The organism is Pseudoalteromonas sp. MMG005, from assembly GCF_018101015.1.
GTDB classification, from domain to species: domain Bacteria; phylum Pseudomonadota; class Gammaproteobacteria; order Enterobacterales; family Alteromonadaceae; genus Pseudoalteromonas; species Pseudoalteromonas aurantia.
Window position 1 is genome coordinate 22,372 of record NZ_JAGJEK010000031.1, and the last position, 20,686, is coordinate 43,057.

18 protein-coding genes are annotated in these 20,686 nt (G+C 41.4%); 6 read left to right on the forward strand and 12 right to left on the reverse strand.

Annotated elements, in window-relative coordinates; genetic code table 11:
* Window positions 1–59: 59 nt before the first annotated feature.
* The 3 genes from J8M01_RS21285 to J8M01_RS21295 all read right to left on the reverse strand — a co-directional run bounded on the left by J8M01_RS21285 (window position 60) and on the right by J8M01_RS21295 (window position 3,642).
* On the reverse strand, window positions 60–1,940 hold the full coding sequence (locus J8M01_RS21285; protein WP_211059258.1) for a methyl-accepting chemotaxis protein: 1,881 nt from the start codon (window positions 1,938–1,940) through the stop codon (window positions 60–62).
* A 131-nt stretch (window positions 1,941–2,071) separates the two neighbouring features.
* The gene (locus J8M01_RS21290; protein WP_192506103.1) at window positions 2,072–3,124 is read right to left on the reverse strand and encodes an MJ1255/VC2487 family glycosyltransferase; all 1,053 of its coding nucleotides are present in this window, start codon (window positions 3,122–3,124) and stop codon (window positions 2,072–2,074) included.
* Window positions 3,121–3,642, reverse strand: coding sequence for a phosphatase PAP2 family protein (locus J8M01_RS21295; RefSeq protein WP_192506104.1), 522 nt, complete (start codon window positions 3,640–3,642; stop codon window positions 3,121–3,123). The genes J8M01_RS21290 and J8M01_RS21295 overlap by 4 nt, the downstream gene beginning before the upstream one ends.
* A 167-nt stretch (window positions 3,643–3,809) precedes the next feature.
* Between J8M01_RS21295 and rraA the strand changes: the two genes are divergently transcribed.
* A complete protein-coding gene (rraA, locus tag J8M01_RS21300) occupies window positions 3,810–4,313 on the forward strand; it encodes a ribonuclease E activity regulator RraA (RefSeq protein ID WP_192506105.1) in 504 nt (167 codons plus the stop codon).
* Between the two features lie 6 nt (window positions 4,314–4,319).
* Complete coding sequence (locus J8M01_RS21305) at window positions 4,320–5,378, forward strand: formimidoylglutamase (RefSeq protein WP_211059259.1); 1,059 nt, start codon at window positions 4,320–4,322, stop codon at window positions 5,376–5,378.
* Between the two features lie 15 nt (window positions 5,379–5,393).
* Here the strand turns inward: J8M01_RS21305 and J8M01_RS21310 are convergent, their stop codons facing one another.
* Window positions 5,394–7,052, reverse strand: a complete 1,659-nt coding sequence (locus J8M01_RS21310; protein WP_211059283.1) for a GGDEF domain-containing phosphodiesterase — start codon at window positions 7,050–7,052, stop codon at window positions 5,394–5,396.
* A gap of 128 nt (window positions 7,053–7,180) precedes the next feature.
* The gene (hutI, locus tag J8M01_RS21315; RefSeq protein ID WP_211059284.1) at window positions 7,181–8,407 is read right to left on the reverse strand and encodes an imidazolonepropionase; all 1,227 of its coding nucleotides are present in this window, start codon (window positions 8,405–8,407) and stop codon (window positions 7,181–7,183) included.
* A gap of 111 nt (window positions 8,408–8,518) precedes the next feature.
* Between hutI and hutC the strand changes: the two genes are divergently transcribed.
* Entirely contained in the window at window positions 8,519–9,238 is a 720-nt protein-coding gene (gene hutC / locus J8M01_RS21320) for a histidine utilization repressor (protein WP_210997783.1), read from the forward strand.
* 17 nt (window positions 9,239–9,255) lie between these two features.
* Here hutC and J8M01_RS21325 read toward each other — a convergent pair whose 3' ends face one another.
* From J8M01_RS21325 to ompR, 3 genes are read right to left on the reverse strand one after another with little or no spacing between them, the layout of a single operon-like run.
* Window positions 9,256–10,014: an NADP-binding protein gene (locus J8M01_RS21325; protein WP_211059260.1), complete on the reverse strand. Its 759-nt coding sequence runs from the start codon at window positions 10,012–10,014 to the stop codon at window positions 9,256–9,258.
* A gap of 14 nt (window positions 10,015–10,028) precedes the next feature.
* Complete coding sequence (gene envZ, locus J8M01_RS21330; RefSeq protein WP_211059261.1) at window positions 10,029–11,348, reverse strand: two-component system sensor histidine kinase EnvZ; 1,320 nt, start codon at window positions 11,346–11,348, stop codon at window positions 10,029–10,031.
* 8 nt (window positions 11,349–11,356) lie between these two features.
* The gene (gene ompR / locus J8M01_RS21335; protein WP_192506111.1) at window positions 11,357–12,076 is read right to left on the reverse strand and encodes a two-component system response regulator OmpR; all 720 of its coding nucleotides are present in this window, start codon (window positions 12,074–12,076) and stop codon (window positions 11,357–11,359) included.
* 194 nt (window positions 12,077–12,270) lie between these two features.
* Between ompR and greB the strand changes: the two genes are divergently transcribed.
* Both greB and J8M01_RS21345 read left to right on the forward strand, forming a co-directional pair.
* Window positions 12,271–12,747: a transcription elongation factor GreB gene (gene greB, locus J8M01_RS21340; protein ID WP_211059262.1), complete on the forward strand. Its 477-nt coding sequence runs from the start codon at window positions 12,271–12,273 to the stop codon at window positions 12,745–12,747.
* A gap of 90 nt (window positions 12,748–12,837) precedes the next feature.
* Complete coding sequence (locus J8M01_RS21345; protein WP_211059263.1) at window positions 12,838–15,159, forward strand: Tex family protein; 2,322 nt, start codon at window positions 12,838–12,840, stop codon at window positions 15,157–15,159.
* Between the two features lie 104 nt (window positions 15,160–15,263).
* On the opposite strand, the gene J8M01_RS21350 is transcribed toward J8M01_RS21345, so the two are convergent.
* The 3 genes from J8M01_RS21350 to bioH form a co-directional block, all read right to left on the reverse strand.
* Window positions 15,264–16,232 carry a putative metalloprotease CJM1_0395 family protein gene (locus tag J8M01_RS21350; protein WP_211059264.1) on the reverse strand — a complete coding sequence of 323 codons (969 nt, stop codon included), beginning with the start codon at window positions 16,230–16,232 and terminating at the stop codon, window positions 15,264–15,266.
* A gap of 17 nt (window positions 16,233–16,249) precedes the next feature.
* Entirely contained in the window at window positions 16,250–16,558 is a 309-nt protein-coding gene (locus J8M01_RS21355) for a hypothetical protein (RefSeq protein ID WP_192506115.1), read from the reverse strand.
* 101 nt (window positions 16,559–16,659) lie between these two features.
* Window positions 16,660–17,397 carry a pimeloyl-ACP methyl ester esterase BioH gene (gene bioH / locus J8M01_RS21360; RefSeq protein ID WP_211059265.1) on the reverse strand — a complete coding sequence of 246 codons (738 nt, stop codon included), beginning with the start codon at window positions 17,395–17,397 and terminating at the stop codon, window positions 16,660–16,662.
* Window positions 17,398–17,457: 60 nt separating this feature from the next.
* Here bioH and J8M01_RS21365 point away from each other — a divergent pair, with 60 nt between their 5' ends.
* Entirely contained in the window at window positions 17,458–18,141 is a 684-nt protein-coding gene (locus tag J8M01_RS21365) for a ComF family protein (protein ID WP_211059266.1), read from the forward strand.
* Here J8M01_RS21365 and J8M01_RS21370 read toward each other — a convergent pair.
* Window positions 18,121–20,673, reverse strand: coding sequence for a M14 metallopeptidase family protein (locus J8M01_RS21370; RefSeq protein WP_211059267.1), 2,553 nt, complete (start codon window positions 20,671–20,673; stop codon window positions 18,121–18,123). The genes J8M01_RS21365 and J8M01_RS21370 overlap by 21 nt on opposite strands.
* Window positions 20,674–20,686: the final 13 nt, after the last annotated feature.

Genomic DNA, 20,686 nt, shown 5'->3' on the forward strand with positions numbered 1-20,686 from the left:
GCCACACACAAAAAAACGCAGCAAAAGCCGCGTTTATTTGCGCTATTTTTAGATGTGTATTACACCTTATATTTTGCAACGGCTTGATGCAGCACACTGGCTTGCTCAGACACTTCCTCGCTACTTTGAGCATTTGATTGCGCATGTTCAGATGCCACTTGGGCAATATCCCTAATACGCACTACATTTTTATTTACCTCTGAGGCAACTTGATTTTGCTCATCAATTGCCGTGGCGATATGTGTGCTCATATCCATAATTGTTTGCACATCTGTAGTAATTAAAGTTAGAAACTCACCTGCTTTCTCCGCTTGAGAAACACTTTCACTGCCTTGCACACGACATTGCTCCATGATATTAACCACTTCACGCGTACGCTGTTGTAACGTCGAAATAATACTTTCTATCTCTTGTGTCGAGTCTTGCGTGCGCTGTGCCAATGACCGTACTTCATCTGCAACCACAGCAAAACCTCGGCCTTGCTCGCCAGCTCGCGCTGCTTCTATGGCCGCATTTAATGCCAACAAATTGGTCTGTTCGGCAATACCCCGTATAACATCCAACACAGAACCAATCGTCTCGCCATCTTTCTCTAATTGAGATACCACATCCGACGCACCTGCTAAAGACTCCGACAACACCATAATATGTTTAATGGTCGCATCAACTTCACTCCGACCTTGCTGCGCATTATTGTTAGTTGACTCTGCTTTTTGTGCTGCGGCTTCCGTATTATGTGAAATATCTTGAATGGTCGCTTGCATTTCTGTTGCAGCAGTGGCTACCATATCTGCTTCGTGTAATTGCTCGTGCATTCCAGAGCTGGTTTGCGCCGTTGTTTCTGTTAAATGTAACGTGGCATCGTTAATTGTACCTAGCGCTGAATTAACCTCTGAAATTAATATCCCAAAATCATTGACTAAACTATTAAAATCTCGGGTCATAATTGTTATCTCATCGTTACCCGTTTGCTCTATCGTTAGCCCTAGATTATTCTCTCGACGGATCCGTTCAATGGTTTGATAAACTCGCTCCACAGGATTAATAATAGAACTGCTTGTTAACAACACTAAAATCATCACTATCACAGCAGCTATAACAAAAATAGCAATGCCCACAAATTGCGTTTCATCTGCGTTAAGTTTAATTTCCAATTTTGTTTGTTCGACAATCTCAGCAACAACCTTATCACTTTTTTGCACATTGATTTTCATTTTACCCAATGCACCATCATCTAAGCTTAATCCCAGTGTTTGTTGTGCACTGACTAAGGCCTCAAATTTATTCTGATATTCATCAACGAGCGAAAGTAAGTTGTTCTGATAGTTATTATCAAAACCAGCTTGAGAAATCTGCGTGCTAAAAGTTGAGATGAGTTTATCGAATTTAGTTAAATACTTTAAATCCAATCGTAACATGAAGTCTTTTTCAGCTCGACGCAACTGCAACATAGTGGTTAATAATTCAAAGTTTTGCCGTTCTTTAAGTAACGTTTCTACCTCATGCACAGCCCCTCTTAATTCACCATAAAGGGCATCTTTTGGATGTAATCCAATGGTTTTTTGCAGCTCCACAACACTATGAAAGTCTTGGTTGTAAGAAGCCGCTAGCCGTTTAAACTCATTCAATTGAGCCGCATCAATACCGAATTCATCGAATATCACTGACAAAGATTCAATTTTTTGTTGAAGCTCTGCATATTCCGCTTCAAATTGCTTTAACGCATCCGTGTCCTTATAGAATAGGAAATTTTTCTCATACTTGCGCATAGCTAACTCATGAATATCTAATTCTTCAGCATATTCAATCGTTTCATTGAGCCTAAGCATCGTTTTTGCTTCGAGAATAATCACAAACAACATCACTAACATTGCGATGCCCACAACAAGGGCATTGAGTTGCAAACGCCGTTTAATGGTTAAATTTTCCAATAAGGCCATACTGTTACCTATATTTTTTGCTACTTAGCAGACAGTATAGCTGAGAATATGCGCCAATGCGTATTAGAACCCCTTTGAAATTAATAAAAATCACTGCCAACTATTGCAAAAATACTGAACAAAGCAAATAGTTATGCCGCTTTATCCGTTGGTAATGACAAGCCTTGCCACAGCGTTTTATGGAGCGAGTCTAAATCATGCCATTGCTTTGACATAAGCCAATCAACCAATGCATATGGGTTAGTTGGAAAATCGATACTCTTTCCGCTGGGCAATTCAAGAAATTCTTCTAACGCGTCAGAACTTAAATAGTGCATAACCCGAGCAAACCCCATCTCCTCTAACGTATGTGCGTTTGCCAATTGCTCAAATTGACCAGCCAATGGCTTCAATAAAAGTTTTTTGCCAAATTTTAAAGCTTCACTTGATAGTTCAAAACCGGCATTACCTATCACTCCGCTCGTGTTTACAAGGTCTTTTAAAAAACCCTGCCTATTTGGCTTTCGAAGATGAATATGCGCTTGTGACTGATTATTAGCATCTGGGTGATAGCAGTAAAACTCTTTATCAGGAAAATCTTGTAGCAACTCTAAAACACGGTTGAGGTTTTCAAATGGCAAATATACCAACACTTTATTCGCGATTGAGCTGCAATGATTAACTGGCTTATCATAAGGTATAAAAGGCGGAATAATATTTTTTGCAAATGGCTGCCAATGCACACCTAAATAAACATCCGCGGGCGCAAACTGCTTTAAAAGTGTACGTTTAAGAAAACTGTGACTATATATAGGCACTTCGGGACATAAAAATGCAGCTTGATGACTCATCGCTATAACCGGTATTTTGGCGCGTTTAGCAGCCCATGCGGTGATCGGTTCAAAGTCGTTAAAGACAACATCATACTGAGTTACATCAAGGTTTCGAACATCTTTAATAAATTGGCCGATCTTTAAGTTTTTTAATGTCTCGATTTGATCAACTTGACCATTACGTGTGGAAAAGCTTAGCCCTGCTCTTGTTTGATAATGGCCAAAAGGCTGCATATCAAAATATTCACTGTCTTTGCGACCAGAAAATATATAGTCAACATCGATATTTTTTTCTGTAAAACACTCTGCCATTACTCGCGCCCGCGTAATATGGCCATTACCTGTTCCCTGTACGCCGTATAATATTTTCATAATATCCCTACTAAAAAAATCGCTAGACTGGCACACCCAATCCCCATCATCGCACCAACCACAACATCTAAGGGGTAATGGACGCCTACCACAACTCGTGATAACGACACACCTGATGCCCAAATTATTAATGGCCACAGCGGAACACTCAAATGCTCTATGACACAAATTGCATATAACCATGCTCCCGCACTGTGACCAGAAGGAAGGCTAAATTTGTCTGCCGGCGTTAACAGCGCTTTAAGAGCAAAACAATCACATGGCCGTACACGAGCAATCCGTTTTTTTAAAAAGAAATACAGAGGTCTTTCAATCGCAAATGCTAATACTGCAGTCAGTGCAAATTTTTGCCCTAAAGGCTCCAAAAATACAGCACAAATTAAAGCCAGTAGAATATAAAGCCCACCATTGCCACTTTTCGAAAATGCTAACGCAACAACCCGCCACCAGTTTTTTGGGCTAGGTGTAAACACTGCAAAATACAATACGGTGTCTAACTGCGCTAATTTACCTTTCATAATGCTCACCTATTACTTTGCTCACATTTTCAGCATAGAAGAGCTAAATAACAAAGCCGTGACAGTTTTGCGACACTAATATGTAAGTTACTGTTTACCCATTGCTATGACCATTTATGGGAGTATACTAAAATGGACTTTCGTTATTTTTTCAGAGGATTTAAAGTATGGACTACAGCACTTCAGACTTGTGCGATCATTTCGCTGACGTCGTTGATGTACTCGAACCTATGTTTATTAACTTTGGTGGGCAAACAGCTTTCTGTGGGCGCATTAAAACGATTAAATGTTTTGAGAATAACGAATTGATCCGCTCAACGTTAGAGCAAGATGGCAGTGACACTATTTTATTAATTGATGGTGGCGGCTCAACTCGACGCGCGTTAATTGATATAGATTTAGCTGAATTGGCTGTCGAAAACAATTGGCAAGGTATTATCGTATATGGTGCTATACGCCATGTCGATGAACTTGAAGAGTGCAATATAGGCATTCAAGCTATTTCATCTACCCCCGTATCTGCCGATAGTGAAGGGGCTGGCGAACACGGTGTCCCTGTTAATTTTGCTGGCGTATCATTTTTTGATGATGATTACCTATATGCAGATAGCACCGGCATCATTATTTCCGCTGAAGAACTTATCTTAGAAACCGACGATACGCAAGACTAGAGCACCATGACTGAACACCTACATATTTATCGCGAAGCTGATATTGCCAGCCTTGTAACGACTCGTGAGAATGAGCAAAAATTCTGGCAGTCTTTAACTTTTCTTGATACACAGTTAGAGACTCTGCAAGCACTTAAAGATGCAGCCGCTTTTGGTATCAAGTATGTACTCGTTGGTATTAATGAGGATATTGGTCCTCGTGCAAATTGTGGTCAAGGTGGTGCGACATTAGGGTGGCAAGCATTTTTACAACGATTTTTGAATTTACCCTGTAACCAATTTTTAGACCCTAAAAATGTACTGCTCTTAGGGGAGGTCATATGTGATGATCTTCAAAAGACGAGTAAAAACTTATGCAATAAGCAACCTGAACAATTGGCTGAATTACGTCATCTATGTGCCGATATAGATCAACGTGTCAGTAATGTCCTCAAAATGGTATTTGCAGCTGGTTTAGAGCCTATCATTATTGGTGGGGGTCATAATAACTGCTTGGGTATTATACAAGCACTTCACTCAGTAACAGGGCAAGCATGCCATGCGATTAACTTTGACCCACACGCAGACTTTAGAGCGATAGAAGGGCGTCACAGTGGCAATGGATTTCATTATGCCTACCAACAAAACATGTTAAGTGATTATCATGTCGTAGGTTTACATGCTCAAAAAAATAATCAAGCAATTTTAGAAGCCTTAGATACAGCGAATTTTAGCTATACCACTTATCAAGATATCCTTGTGACGCGAAGATGCACGTTAACTCAAGCGATTAAAACGGGTTTAGATCGCTTTGACAATACTGCCCCTATGGGAGTTGAAGTGGACGTAGATAGTATTAGTGGCATGCCTGTAAGTGCCTATACAAACTGTGGCTTTACAACCAACGATGCTGAACACTTTGTATCATTATCTGCCGAGCAAAGTAATACCGCTTATTTACATTTGTGTGAAGCGGCCCCCGCTAATCACCCCCAGGGGTTGGCGCAAGGGTTGGTTGAGGCAGGTCAAGTACTTAGCGGTTTAGTGTGTAGCTACCTTACGAGTCGCCAACGCGTCGAGAATTAATTCAAAATCACGCCATTAATGCTCTAGTTTCCATTGTTTCAGCCAGCTTATCATACCTACGCTGCTTAACGGTCTAGCAAAAAAATAGCCTTGAGCAGCAAATGTTTCTAAGCTTTGTACAAAGTTAAGCTGCTCTTGAGTTTCAACTCCTTCGCAAATTACTTTACTATTAAGCTGCTGCTGCATTTCTACCATGCCCCGGACTACACTTTTAAACTGTCCTTGCTGCTGATGTTCAGCAGTTAGAGACCGCCCAACTTTCACGTAATCTACAGAAAGCTTTGGTAACTTCGCTAGAATTAATGGCGCTTCTCCAAATCCATCTACACACAATCGAACGCCAATACTTCTTAAACGTGCCACCATAGCAACACCTTGTGCATCCAATGACATAAACAGAGCTGATGGACACTCAATAATTAAGTCCCCAGGTAATAAATGATGTTCCAGTAGAATCCTATCCAGAAATTCAATAAATTCTTCATGCAGCATTTCAGGGCCAAATACGTTTACGCTCAACGGCATATGAATATTGTCCATTCTCAACGCCATGGCAATTTCAGCTGCCCGCTCGATGACATAATGTGCAACTGGCACAGCTAATCCAGCCAAACGAATATCATCAATAAATCTACCCGCAGCCAAAATTCCCTGCTTAGGATGTTGCCAACGTAACAATAACTCTAAAAACTCTATCTCGTTATCTTGATGACGGATCACGGGTTGAAAGTACAGCTCGAATTCACTGCGAAAATCAATATGGGCAAGTTCAGCCAAACGCGCCTGTTGTTCTAATTTAGTAATTTGCATTTGTTGTTGATATGCACAGACAGCGCGATTTGGTTGACTATCTAATGCCAAAAACCCACATGTAAGTAAATTATCAAATTGACCAAGCTCTTCATCACAGTTGACATAACTCGCCCGCGCACTCACTTCTAAGGTACAATTTCCAACATTAAAGGGTTTTAGCGTACTACGTAAAATATCATCAATGAGTTGTTCATGGAGGTGTTTTTGGTTACTCAGTCCACATACGAAAACAAAATGGAGTCCACCTAAATGAGCAACCCTTGCCATATCGTTACCATTTGCAATCGCAATAACATCATGGCTGTGTAATTGTTGTTTAATTCTATTTGCTGATTGCGCAAGCAGTAAATCTCCAAATTCCCGACCTAAATGTAGATTAACTTGCTCAAAACCTTCAAGGCGGATCATCACCAACATTGCAGGTCCTGGGTCTAAAGTTCTAAACTCATTAAAAGCAGCTCTTAAACTTGCCCGATCAGGCAAACCTAACACATCATGAGCTTGGTCACTTGCGGCTTCACTTTGAACCGTCTCAACCTCTTCATCATTACCAAGAAGGCAAAGCTGCCCAATATACAGCAGGCCTAGCACTGCAACACTCAGTACGTGTGACCAAGACCATACGATATGCCCTCCCAACAACATAATAAATATCAGTGCATATACACAGCTCAATACAAGATGAGCACCTTCACTATATCGTAAGTTATACATAATATGCAGGATTAGGGTCAGTCCAAAAACATACTGAACCCAATCAGTATTCATGGCGAGTGCTGCCAGCCCTATTCCCGCCGTCACTGCATGTAAAATACGCAGTCGCGGTTTTTTACTCAACACGATTACAGCCATGCTGCCCATCAATATGACACCCGCTAGCAAAGCCGCTAGAAGAGGAATGACCCCCTGTTGCAATCCATTGAGTACGGGGATCGCGGTGACGGACCACATATGTGTGAAAGCCGACATCAATACCCCATTGCAAAAAATTAATACTGAATAAGTTTACCTAAGATCCAGAGATTTAACAGATCATTCACGCCAAATTGGTAACTTAATTGCGCAGGATGACTAATATCCCATAACGCAATGTCTGCTCGCATCCCTTCTTTTAAAACACCTCGGTCCGATAAACCAAGCGCCTTAGCAGCTTCACAAGTTACCCCTTTGAGGGTTTCTTCTGGTGTCATTCTAAACAATGTACAACCCATGTTTAACATTAACCGCAACGAACATAGTGGCGCCGTCCCTGGATTAAAATCACTCGCAATGGCCATAGATACATGATGTTTTCGCAGTAATTCAATAGGTGGTAGCTGCGTTTCTCTCAGAAAATAAAATGCTCCGGGAAGTAGTACGGCAGTCGTGCCGGCATTAGCCATAGCAATCACACCAGTTTCATCTAAATACTCAATATGATCTGCCGATAAACCTTTAAACTCAGCAACTAATTCAGTGCCTTTTTGATTAGATAATTGCTCTGCGTGACACTTCACTTTTAGCCCGAGTTTAGTAGCTGCCTCAAACACTCGACGTGTTTGTTCATAACTAAACCCAACATTTTCGCAAAAAACATCAACCGCGGTGGCCAAGTTCAGTTCAGCTACACGAGGCAGCATGTCATTACATACAATATCAATATACTCATCAGCACGCCCGGCATACTCGGGGGGTAATGCATGAGCCCCTAAAAACGTACTATGAATATCTATCGGGTGATGCGCAGATAAAAGCGTGTTTACTTCGAGTAATTTAAGTTCATTTTCTGTATCTAAACCATAACCTGTTTTACTCTCAACCGTTGTAACACCTTCTCTTAATAAGCTATTTAAACGTGTCTTTGCATTAACAAATAATGTTTCGTGATCTGCCTCACGTGTCGCACGAACTGTACTAGCAATCCCGCCACCTTGCTGAGCAATCTGTTGGTAGGATACACCTTGCAAACGTTGTTCAAATTCTGTAGCACGATTACCTGCAAATAGAATATGTGTGTGGCAATCAATTAGGCTCGGTGTTAGCCATGCGCCTTTTCCAGAATGTACAGGAGTCACTAAAGCATCAAATTTAGGCATATCGGCTTGCTTACCTAACCAAGCTATAGTGCCATCTTTAATCATTACAGCTCCCTGCTCAATCATGCCATAAGCATCAGAACGGTCAACGTCCATCGTTGCAAGGTTCACATCACAAATTACTAAATCAGGCTCAATCATCGCCACAGCTCCGAAAATAAATATCTGATATGAGTGTAACAAGGTTACTTGTATATACAAGAAAGTTGTGCCATCTTTTGCATACATGACTCTTAATTCGGCATGCTTGGTATGACCCAACAACCTAAATTTGCACTTATAAAACAACATATTATCGACAATATTAGAACCGCAAACTGGGTTGAGGATCAACGCGTTCCATCAGAAAATGAATTAGCAGAACAATTTTCGGTAAGTCGCATGACAGCACGTAGAGCGCTCAGTGAGTTAACAAATGCGGGAATTTTGACACGGAGTCAAGGTTTAGGCACATTTGTAGCAAGCCTTAAATCACAGTCTTCCTTATTAGAAATTAAGAATATTTCTGATGAAGTTCAAGCCCGTAACGGTGCATATTCTTGCAGCGTCTTATCGCTAGAGTCCATATCTGCCATTGCACCCATAGCCATAGCTTTAGGTGTCGATATAGACAGTCAAGTCTACCGAAGTGTCTTAGTCCACAATGAAAATGAGCAACCACTACAAGTGGAGGAACGATTTGTTAACCCTACACTTGCCAGCAATTATTTGCAGCAAGACTTCAACTTAACTACACCACACGAATATTTATCGCAAGTGGCACCTTTGACGGAAGCCCGCCACACTGTTGAGGCGATTATGCCGTCCATTGAAGTTTGCCAATGGTTAAGCTTATTTAATGAAGAGCCTTGCTTACAAGTTATTCGCCGTACTTGGTCGTATGAAGGCATCGTCAGTTTTGCTCGTTTAATTTCTCCTGGCAGCAAATACCGTTTAGGCGGACACTTAACATTCAAACGCAACAGCGAATAGAGGTTTCTCCATATTCGTTAGATAGCATGTAAATATTCAAAACCAAGTTGCTCTATAGCCGAACCATCAATAATACGTTCGCTTTCTGTGTCACACGAAAATGTGGGGGGCTGGGTTTCCAATAATTGACATTTTTGTTGATAATACTGCGCACGCGTCGGGTGCCATGGATGACATAAATTATATATTGCTTGGTTATGGTGCCAGTTAGATAGAACAGTAAATATACCATTTAAAACATCTTGCTGATGTACCATATTAACATGCCCATGCGATGAACTTTTCAGTGCCTTTGCTGCAATAAATTGACCTGGCTCTCTATTTGGCCCAACCAAACCAGCTAATCTCAAAACTTTGCCACCCTGATTCAATACCATGCGCTCCGCATTAACCAACATTTGCTGCCGGTCTGTTGAAGTCTCAATAGAGCTGTGTTCATTGTATAACCCGTCGGCACGGCTATACACCCCGGTACTTGAGCACAGTAAAAAGCCTTTAGCGGACATATCTTTACTCAATGTTAAAGCATGCTCTAAAGTATGTAGGTACTGACTATCTTTATTTCTTGCTCTTGGTGGTATAGCGCATACCCACCAAGCATTGTGCAATGATAAGGTATGGGTAATCCGCTCTTCTAACAAACTGAACTGTCGTTCAAATGGTACTGTAGGGTCAGGATTTCGCCGTGTTCCCTGTACTTGCCAGCCTCGTTCGTTCGCCTGCCGACACAAAGGTTGGCCAAGCCAACCTGCCCCCAATACAATTAACTGCGTCATACTTTTATCCAATATTAAATTTTATCTGACGCCTTACCTGCGCTAGGAAGCTGCACTTGGGCACTTAAACCGCCATCAGGGCGGTTTTGCAATCTTACTTCTCCTCCATGAGTGGTCACTATCCGTTTAATAATTGCTAAGCCAAGTCCACTTCCTTCACTACCTCGAGCTTGATCGCCCTGTTTAAATGGCTCAAAGACACTTTCCAGTTCTTCTTCCGGTATCCCTGGCCCTCTATCTTGTACCTTAATTAGTACGGATTTATCAAGTACATTATATTCAGTGGACACTTCAATCGCGGCATCTGAATACCGAATCGCATTCTCAATCATGTTTGTCAGTACCCGCTTGAGTGCAACTGAATTCATCAATACTGGTGTTAATTCTTCTTGTGTTGACAAATGAATAGTACGTTGATGCTGCTGCTCGGCATGTACAACTTCCTCAACAACAGTGTTCACGTCCTCTAAGACCATTTCACCAGAATTATGATGCCGTAAGTATTCAATAAATTGATCAATTATGGCATTCATATCTTCAATATCATCAATGATGCCTTCCTTCAAATAATCTTCCTCATCAGCCATCATTTCCGTGGCTAAACGAATGCGCGTTAACGGCGTTCTTAAATCATGAGACACTCCAGCCATTAGCAACCGGCGATCACTTTCAAGTTCAGCAATCCCTTTTGACATTTGATTAAATGCTTTTGTTACTTCAATCACCTCTGTTGAACCACGTTCAACTAATCGTGTAGAAAAATCGCCTACTCCGACTCGTCCTGCCGCTGTCTGCAATGCTTTTAAGGGTCGGTTTAAATGTCGAGCAAACCACCAGCCACCGAGCACACTTAAAAAACCGATACTCGATAAATAAAAAATTAAAAACTCCAGCTTGGTTTCACTAAAACCTGTCAAAGGTACACGAACCCAATAACCAGGCGCTTGAGGGGCTTCAACCCAATACACGACAGGATCACCTTGGCTGATCCGTACACGTGCTGAGCCATTCAATTGCTCTGACATACTTTTCGACAATAAAGTATATTCTTTTGCTTCTCCTAACCCATTAATATACGCCTCTCTCTGTGTCATTACTTCTATACCAGTGATTTCAAAAAATCGCTCTGATAATTCAGATGTCACTTCAACGCCATCTTCCCAATCAATAAAGACCGTTTTAACTTGCTTCGCTAACATCAAGTTGACTTGCTCGAATGTTGGTTTAAATACATACAAAGTCACAGTGATATAAGACATAATTTGATTGACAAGTAATAATGCCCCAACAAAAAACACGGTTTGCCCAAATGCACTTTTTGGAAGTAAACTCATACGCCTAACTAACTTTGGCCATCAGGAACAAATACATACCCTAAACCCCAAACGGTTTGAATATAACGTGGATTAGTTGCATCTTCTTCAATCATTCTGCGTAGCCGTGAAACTTGTACATCAATGCTTCTTTCCAACGCACTGTAATCTCTGCCTCGAGCTAAATTCATTAATTTATCTCGACTTAAAGGCTCTCTAGGATGATTAACAAGTGCTTTTAATACCGCAAACTCTCCACTTGTTAGGGCGATGACCTCATCACCTTTATGCATTTCACGTGTTGCCAAGTTTAGTTTGAATATACCAAAAGCCACTTCATTTTCTTCTGCTGCTGGCGCACCTGGAACTTCTTTTGCCCTGCGTCGTAAAATGGCTTTAATTCTGGCAAGCAGTTCTCGTGGATTAAACGGTTTTGGAATATAGTCATCAGCTCCCAATTCCAAACCTATAATTCTATCCACTTCATCCCCTTTTGCAGTTAACATCACAATCGGGATTTCATTTTCTTTTTGTCTAAGCCGGCGGCAGATTGATAACCCATCCTCTCCAGGCAGCATCAAGTCCAAGACCATTAGATGAAAGTTTTCTCGCTCTAATAAACGATCCATTTGCTCACCGTTGGCAGCAGTGCGAACAATGAACCCTTGCTCAACTAAATACCTTTCCAATAAACTGCGTAGACGCATATCATCATCTACGACTAAAACCTTAGTGGTTTCACTTCCCATTACTCATTCTTCTTTTTATTAATACCTTAGCTTAATATAATTGAAAAATAGATAACTAGACACCATACCTTAAAAGAAGATTTGTTACCGAACGTTACAGAGTAAAAAAATAAGGTCCGCGAACGTAGAAAGCTCGACATCCAAATCTTTTTTATTTAAGTTGTCACAGCATCAACACAGAGCCGATTTATGACATGAAGACAAACCTGATCACCCCTGAAGGGTACCGAAAATTGCAGCAAGAACATGATCACCTTTGGCATGAAAAACGCCCAGAGATCACAAAAATCGTGTCATGGGCTGCAAGCTTAGGTGATCGCTCTGAGAATGCAGATTACACATTCAATAAACGTGTATTAAGGCAAATAGATAGGCGAGTTAGATATTTAAGAAAGCGTTTACCCGATTTGAAAATTATTGAATATTCGTCTCAACAGACTGGCAAAGTCTTTTTTGGTGCTTGGGTTGAAATTGAGAATGACGAACAACAATGTAAAAAGTTTCGCATTGTTGGCCCTGACGAAATTTATGAGCGACATGATTATATTTCTATTGATTCACCGATGGCCCGTGCTCTATTAGGCAAACAAGTCGACGATGACTTTGTAGTACAAACTCCGCAAGGAGAAAAAGTATGGTTCGTAAACAAAATAGATTACCCTTCCAGCTAAGCTTCTTATTCATTTATGCTGTGATATAGTTAGTATTATTAATATATGCCGAATTAGCGCGTATAGTATTGAACTTTATAAGGATTTTGCATGAGCAACATCTCTGGACGTTTAGCACAAGAGTTAAACGCACAAGAACAGCAAGTCATTGCTGCTACTGCTTTATTAGATGAAGGTGCAACTGTACCTTTTATTGCCCGTTACCGTAAAGAAATCACTGGCGGACTAGACGATACTCAACTGCGCCTATTAGAACAAAGATTGAGTTATTTGCGAGAATTAGAAGAGCGCCGAAGTTTTATTCTCAATACAATCACAGAGCAGGAGAAATTGTCTGATGCACTAGCCACAGACATTGCGAATGCACAAAGCAAAACCGAGTTAGAAGATTTATATTTGCCGTACAAGCCAAAACGGCGTACCAAAGGGCAAATCGCAATAGAAGCTGGGCTTGAGCCTCTCGCTGATGCGCTTTTCATGGACGCTAACCAATCTCCTGAAATACTTGCTGAAAAATATCTAAATGACCAAGCTGGAATGAGCGACATCAAGGCCGTGTTAGATGGAGCCAAATTCATTTTAATGGAGCGTTTCGCCGAAGACGCCAAACTACTCGCTAAATTTCGTCGTCACATTCAACAGAATGGTCAACTTGAAGCGATTGTTATAAAAGGAAAAGAAGACAGCGGCAGCAAGTACCGAGATTACTTCGAACACAGTGAAAAGCTCACTAAAGTCCCATCTCACAGAGCTTTGGCCATGCTAAGGGCACGTAATGAGGGCATCTTACAATTAGCCATTAATCCAGAACCTGGGGTAGACAATCCACAACAGTATTGCGCACAGATGATAGCCGATCATTATCGGCTCAATGTGGCGTCTGCCAATGCCAGTCAATGGTTGATGATTGTTGTACAGTGGACGTGGAAAATTAAATTATCATTACATCTAGAAAATGAATTTCTAGGATCACTACGTGAAAATGCTGAAACAGGTGCAATTGATGTTTTTGCGAAAAACCTAAAAGACTTACTAATGGCAGCACCTGCTGGACCGCGTATTACCTTAGGGATCGACCCTGGTTTACGTACAGGCTGTAAAATTGCAGTGGTCGATAGTACTGGAAAATTATTGGCAACTAACACCATTTTTCCACATGCACCGCAAAATCATTGGGATAAATCATTACGGACACTTGAACAGCTTTGTCGCCAACATAAAGTGCAATTGATTGCCATTGGCAACGGAACTGCCTCTCGAGAATCAGACAAACTGGCTTCCGAATTACTCAAAGCTGCTGAGGAACTAAAGCTCAGCAAAATTATGGTCAGCGAAGCAGGAGCTTCCGTTTATTCTGCATCTGAATTCGCTGCGAATGAATTTCCTGATTTAGACGTATCACTACGAGGCGCTGTTTCTATCGCTCGCAGATTACAGGACCCGTTAGCCGAATTGGTCAAAATCGAGCCAAAATCTATCGGTGTTGGTCAATATCAGCACGATGTGTCACAAAGTCAACTAGGCCAAACATTAACCTCAGTAGTAGAAGACTGTGTTAACTCCGTTGGCGTTGATGTAAATATGGCTTCAGCGCCTCTTTTGACACGAGTATCAGGTCTCAGTAAAACACTGGCTAATAATATCGTTAAATATCGAGATGAGCATGGTTCGTTTACGGCACGTAATCAACTGAAAAAAGTTGAACGACTCGGTCCAAAAGCATTTGAACAAGCAGCTGGTTTCTTGCGCATCATCGATGGTAAAGATCCTCTTGACGCCTCATCTGTTCACCCTGAAGCTTACCCCGTCGTCAAACAAATTGCACAAGTAAAAGAAATTCCAATATCCGATTTAATTGGTAACAGTACAGTGCTTAATACACTCGTCGCAAACGACTTTACGAGTGATAAATTTGGCTTGCCAACCGTATCTGATATTATAAAAGAGCTAGATAAGCCCGGCCGAGATCCTCGACCTGAATTTAAAACAGCCGAGTTTAAAGCCGGGATCGAAAAGATATCAGACCTGGAAGTTGGGATGATTTTAGAGGGGGTTGTGTCAAATGTCGCGAATTTTGGTGCCTTCATCGATGTAGGTGTACATCAGGATGGTTTGGTCCATATTTCCGCAATCACAAATAAATTTATCTCAGATCCCCGTGAGGTGGTTAAGGCGGGTGATATTGTTAAGGTCAAAGTAATTGAAGTGGATGTAGCTCGTAAACGTATCAGCTTTACTATGCGTTTGAACGATGAAATACACCCAAGTGAAAATATCAAGAAGAGCAAGCCTCACGTTCAGAAGTCAACACCAAGCAAACAGCAAAACCGTACAGCTAAGCCAAAAAAAGATAATGGTAATGCTGCGATGGGCAATGCATTTGCGGAAGCTTTTGCCAAGATGAAAAAATAAACGAGTACCTTATCTATATAAAAACCCGTCATTGAACGGGTTTTTTATACGTAAATCCATCTGCTATTAGTCTGATATGGAGTATTAAATGAGCCTAATTTCTACTAGACTTGAAGTGATAGAGATGCAGATAATTCAGGCCGAACAGACTGTTGATAAAAATCATTAATACGCAGCGAACGCGCCTGAATTTGCGGATCTCTTTCAATTGGCAAAGCCACCGAAAATGGTCCACCTTCTGATTTTAGCGCAAAAGCTTCTGGTTCAATTGGTAATGCAACTGAAAATGGCCCACTCTCTGATTCTAACACTGCAGAATCACTTAGAGCTAATCCTTCACCGTCAGCAGCAAGCCGACGAGTTTCATAATTTCCAATCCGAGTCGTATCTTGCTGTTGATTCTCCTCTTCTGCTCCTCGACTGATCACTTGCTTCGCTAACTCAGCTTGAGCTGCAGCTTGTTTTTGTGTTGCATCAGCTGCAATTGCCCGGTCAGCCCCCGAAGGCTCAGCAGGTGCTAACGCTGCCGCTCGAACTGTTTGCATTTTTTCGATCGTACCAGAAGGGTCACCTGGGATCTCTGCCACATCAATCATTACTTGCCCGCCAACAGCATAATTGTTGCCGTCAGGACCTCGTTGATATTCATAACTAGGAGAGCCTGCATACTGCCCACCAACCCGAGCATGCGCTTGTTCGTGCAACCTCACTTCCGTATCACGGGATTTTAATTCTTGGATCTGCTGTTGCTCAGCCTTTTCTTCATTTTGTTCTTGCTCGCTTGCAGTGTCATCACCGTCTGATTTGGCTTGACGATCATCACTTTGCGCCCCTTTTTCATCAATGACTTTGTTTTTCTCTAGCTTACCTGAGCTATCATATAATGCGTTATCATCGGGAGAATTGGCTTTCGCTTTATCGCCATCATTTACCGCTTTATTTTCAGTAAATGTGGCCGAGGTAGGTGCTGCTTTAGGGATCACCTCACGCAGCTGATTATCACGTCTTGCTGTTTCAGTGTAGACGTTGGCAGTATTTAAATTCATCGCCGGTGGTGGCGTTACAATACTCATACCATTTTACTTCAATCTCAAACCTTAATATCAATCAAAGTGCCCAATGCTTCATCTGCAGTACGAATTGATTGCACATTCGCCTTCGCATTAAACTCTTCAACTTTCAAATTCACTAATGCTTCATCAATCTTAGCTGGTTGAGCAACAGGTGCTGTTACTGACTCTTCTGGACGGGCCCCTTGCAATTGACGTTGCTGTGCCAATTGATTCTCATCTTGCGAACTCTGAGTCGCACGATTGATTTCAGCACTAGCACGCTCAATACCTTGGCTGGCTCTATTAAACCCCTCAATCCCATTATTTAATACGTCACCAATTGGCATAGCCTGCTCCAGAAACATTTATATATGGTTAATTATTGCGCAAAAAGTCATGGAAATAAAGCACGATTTCGCTATTTTAATACCATTTTTATATTCAATTTTTAAAGTACTGATTTTAGGAAAGTTATAAATTCCTGCCGATGTGAAATAAATGGTGCGTGTGATGCTTTAGGCAATACTTCATAGTTAAATTGTGGGTTAAGCTCGCAAATTTGTGTAATGACACCTTTGGGTACTAGTGAATCTAAGCGACCAAATAAACCAAAAATAGGTTGTGGTAATACACTCATTTCAGCCCGTAAATCTTCCCGTTTTAATATTTCTAGGCCCGCTTTAAGTGCTCGACTATCCGGTGCAGGAGATCCTGCGAGCAAAGCCCGTAAATGCTTAATATCTTCCCGTGCGTTTTCACTTCCCATCGCTTGAATTGCTAAAAATCGCTCAATGGTTTTAGCTGCACTATTTTGTAATTGAACCTGGAAGGTATTCAACACATCAGGTTTGATCCCTAACCAGTGTTGTTGCTCACAAAAATAAGGCGTTGATGCAATTAAAATGACTTTACTCACTTTCTCTGGAAAATGCTTTGCCAGATAAAGGGCAAATAATCCACCCAATGACCAACCAATTAAAACACTGTTTGCATGCAGCTGCTTGGCTAGTAATTCTGCGGCACTTGCAAGTGAATAATCACCAGCAGGTGAACATGCGCCACCGAAGCCCGGTAAGTTAATACTGCGCACATTCCCTTTATATACCGCCTGTATATCTGGTTCTACATAATGCCATACTTGTGCATTCATACCCCAGCCATGTAACAGAACCGCTTCATTTTGCATTTTCAAAAACTCTCAACCAAACTTGTTGTAATAATACCGCTAACACAATGGAAAGTAACGATGGCACTCAGGAAAATCATCGATTGGCTTATGCCCAATATCTGTATTTGTTGTCATGCCCCTCTAGCAACACATGATGTCATATGCCCGTATTGTCTCGAAGATATGCCGCTATTTGCTCATAGTGAGGGTAACTTATTATTACGTCCTGATATTCAAAGAGACTTCGCGCTGCCAAATTGTAGTGGTTTGATTGCATGTGGATGGTATGAGAGCCAATTAAAAGTATGGTTAAAGGGTTATAAATTTCAACACAAAGCCTATTATAAAAAAGCGCTACAACAAGTTATTACACAACAGTTTAGTGGATGTTTGTCGCACGCAGCTTTTACGCCTGATTTAACCATCGTCATCCCCCTACATCCAATTCGATTAGCCACCCGAGGTTTTAATCAAGTCAGTCAAACATGGCAACCCTGTTTACTCAATACAGTCACGCCTATTCCTACATTAGTCAGGTCACACAACACGCAAGCTCAAAGTAATTTATCACGGCATAAACGACAGCATAATATTAAAGGGGCATTTTACGTTGAAGGCTCAATGGAGGGACTTAATGTAGCACTTGTTGATGATATTATAACCTCCGGTGCAACAATGAATGCAGCTGCACGCGCGTGTCTAGAAGCGGGTGCAGCGCAAGTTTGGGCATTTACTACCGCATTAACGCCCTTGAACCGATAGTGTGTGACCAAAAAATATAGCATTTGTCAGTAAGCGACTACTTCCGTACCAATACCCTCTAAAAACAGGGTTATCTGTACTGGCTATCACGCTACCTTCCCCATACCGGTGGGCAATGACTGCTGCACCTTCGCTTATTTTCGAAACATTCTCTGCTGCGGCGTAGCCCGACAATAAAGGTTTTTCTACATATTTGCTGACCGATAAGAACGGCTTTTCAGGCGCTTTAAGCAACCAGGTGCTGTTTTTAAACACAGGTAATGTCGCACGTTCAAAGCCGAAGGAAAGCGGATGTGAAAGATCGAGCTCAGTAGAAAAAATAGCGCCAGCGATACGCTGCTTACCGCCCAGTGCATCTTGATCACCATAAGTCAGATCCTTGGTATTAAACTGCTCAGCCATTTCTTTTTTACTCACACTTTTCGCATTTAGCATTTGACTATCAAGCAGCCATTTTGCGCCTCTTTTATGACCCCAAATTACACCTCCCTTATTAACCCAGCCAGTGATCAACACTTTAGCCCGATCTGACAAACGATTAAAACGACCATCTGTTAAAATGATATGGCTATATTTTGAGAGGTTTACTTGCGCGATTCTATCTTGCTCAACAAGTGTTGGCGCGATACCTAAATGTTTATCCAAATGATACCAAACTTCACCAACTTCATATTGACTAGTCCCTTCACCTCCCACAAGCAATACCTTTGGCCGTGTGAGTGCACTCATATTGCGAGACCCTAGATCAATGCCTTTACTCGTTAAACCTGTAGTGATGGGGTGAATTTTTACCGAAAACTTAGTTTGTGCCATATTCAACAGTGCAAGCCAACGCTTATTCTGCTGAAGCCCTGATGGAATAACGATACTACCTGAAGCAAAAGCGTGTTCTCCTGAGGTGGTTATAGCATTAAATGCTTTCATGGCCACGCGAGCTTCAATTTTATTCTTCAATAAAAAGTTCAGCATTTTTGGAGCCTGCCATTGTTGCCATGAAAAGCTATAAGCATACGCATCTGGAAGCACTTCATATTGCTGCTTTGCAGGCAACTTCCAAGGTTGCTCGCTCACTTTTAACCCCCATGTACTATCTGCTTTAGCAAAATTCAAATTAAATGCATGTGCTAATGTCCACCCTGAAACATCATAGAAAGTATTATCTTGAAACGTTTTTTGTTCCGAAAATACCGCTTTAACTAATCGATATTGTGGCTGTGCTAATGGCACATAAATATCACCTATTTGGTACTGGTAGCCAGCCACTTTAAAGGGTTTTTGTAATGTAAACCCTTCGATTTGATGCTGTGACAGCAACGATAAAAACGTTTCAAATTTTTGTTGATCTTGCCCAGCAGATACCACATAACCTGCAAACTTCTCTTTGTTTGCCAAAGCGACTGCCTGTTGATAAAACTGCTGTTGATAGGAAAGTAGTTGTTTTTTATTCGCCATTACCCCTGTAAATGTCGACAGACTGGTTGTTAACTGGTTTTTTATGGTTTGCGCAAAACTGAGCTGTCCATTGATTGTGTCTTGTACATGACCTCGGCTGCTTGCTTGCTCAAATAAAATACCTATAGCGCCATTTGCATCCGGATAAGTAGATCCCTTTCCGTAATAAAAATCATCAAAGCTTTCTTGTGTAAAATAGAGCTGCTTATCATCATCTAAAGACTTAGCATGAAACTGTGCTAATACCTCAGTTAAAGTCACATTCATTTTAGGAGTTAGAGGGTGTGTCCGAGATGCAATACCGGGTTGGAAAAAGTAACTGCTATTCGATCCCATTTCATGGAAGTCAGTTAAAACATTTGGTTTCCATCGATGAAATTCAGACACCCGAGCTTGAGACTCCGGATGTTGCAGCAACAGCCAATCTCTATTTAAGTCAAACATATAATGGTTTGTGCGTCCTGAAGGCCAAGCCTCCACATGCTCTCGATGTTGTGGATCCGCTGATAAATTCATACCTCGATTACTATTTGCCCATTGAGCAAAACGCGCTAAACCATCTGGATTTAGAGAGGGATCCAATAAAATAACCGTGTTGTTCAATAATTCTGTTACCGCATCGTTTTGCGCCGCTGCAAGATAATACGCCACCAGCAATGCCGCATTACTACCAGATGGCTCATTACCGTGCACACTATATCCCATCCAAGCAACCGCAGGTGTTCCCACACTGGTCTCTTCTGAAGATAATCGAGCTAAATGTTGGGTACGAATTTTTTCAATGTGTTGTAATTTGTCAGGTGCCGTTATAGTCAATAACAGCAATGGCCGTTGTTCGTGAGTGTAACCGATTGTTTTTATTTGCACGCGATCACTCTTCTTGGCTAACACTTTCATATACTGTACTAATTGATCATGTCGCACATGCCATTGCCCAACCTCATACCCAAGTACTTCACTAGGCTTAGGAATGTTTGGGTTAAATTGAATATCTTCTGGAAAATAGTAATGAAGTGGCTTAGCCACCACCGAAAGAGGCAAACATATCGCTATTGCCAAACAAAAAAATACAAACCGCATATCAAGACCTTAA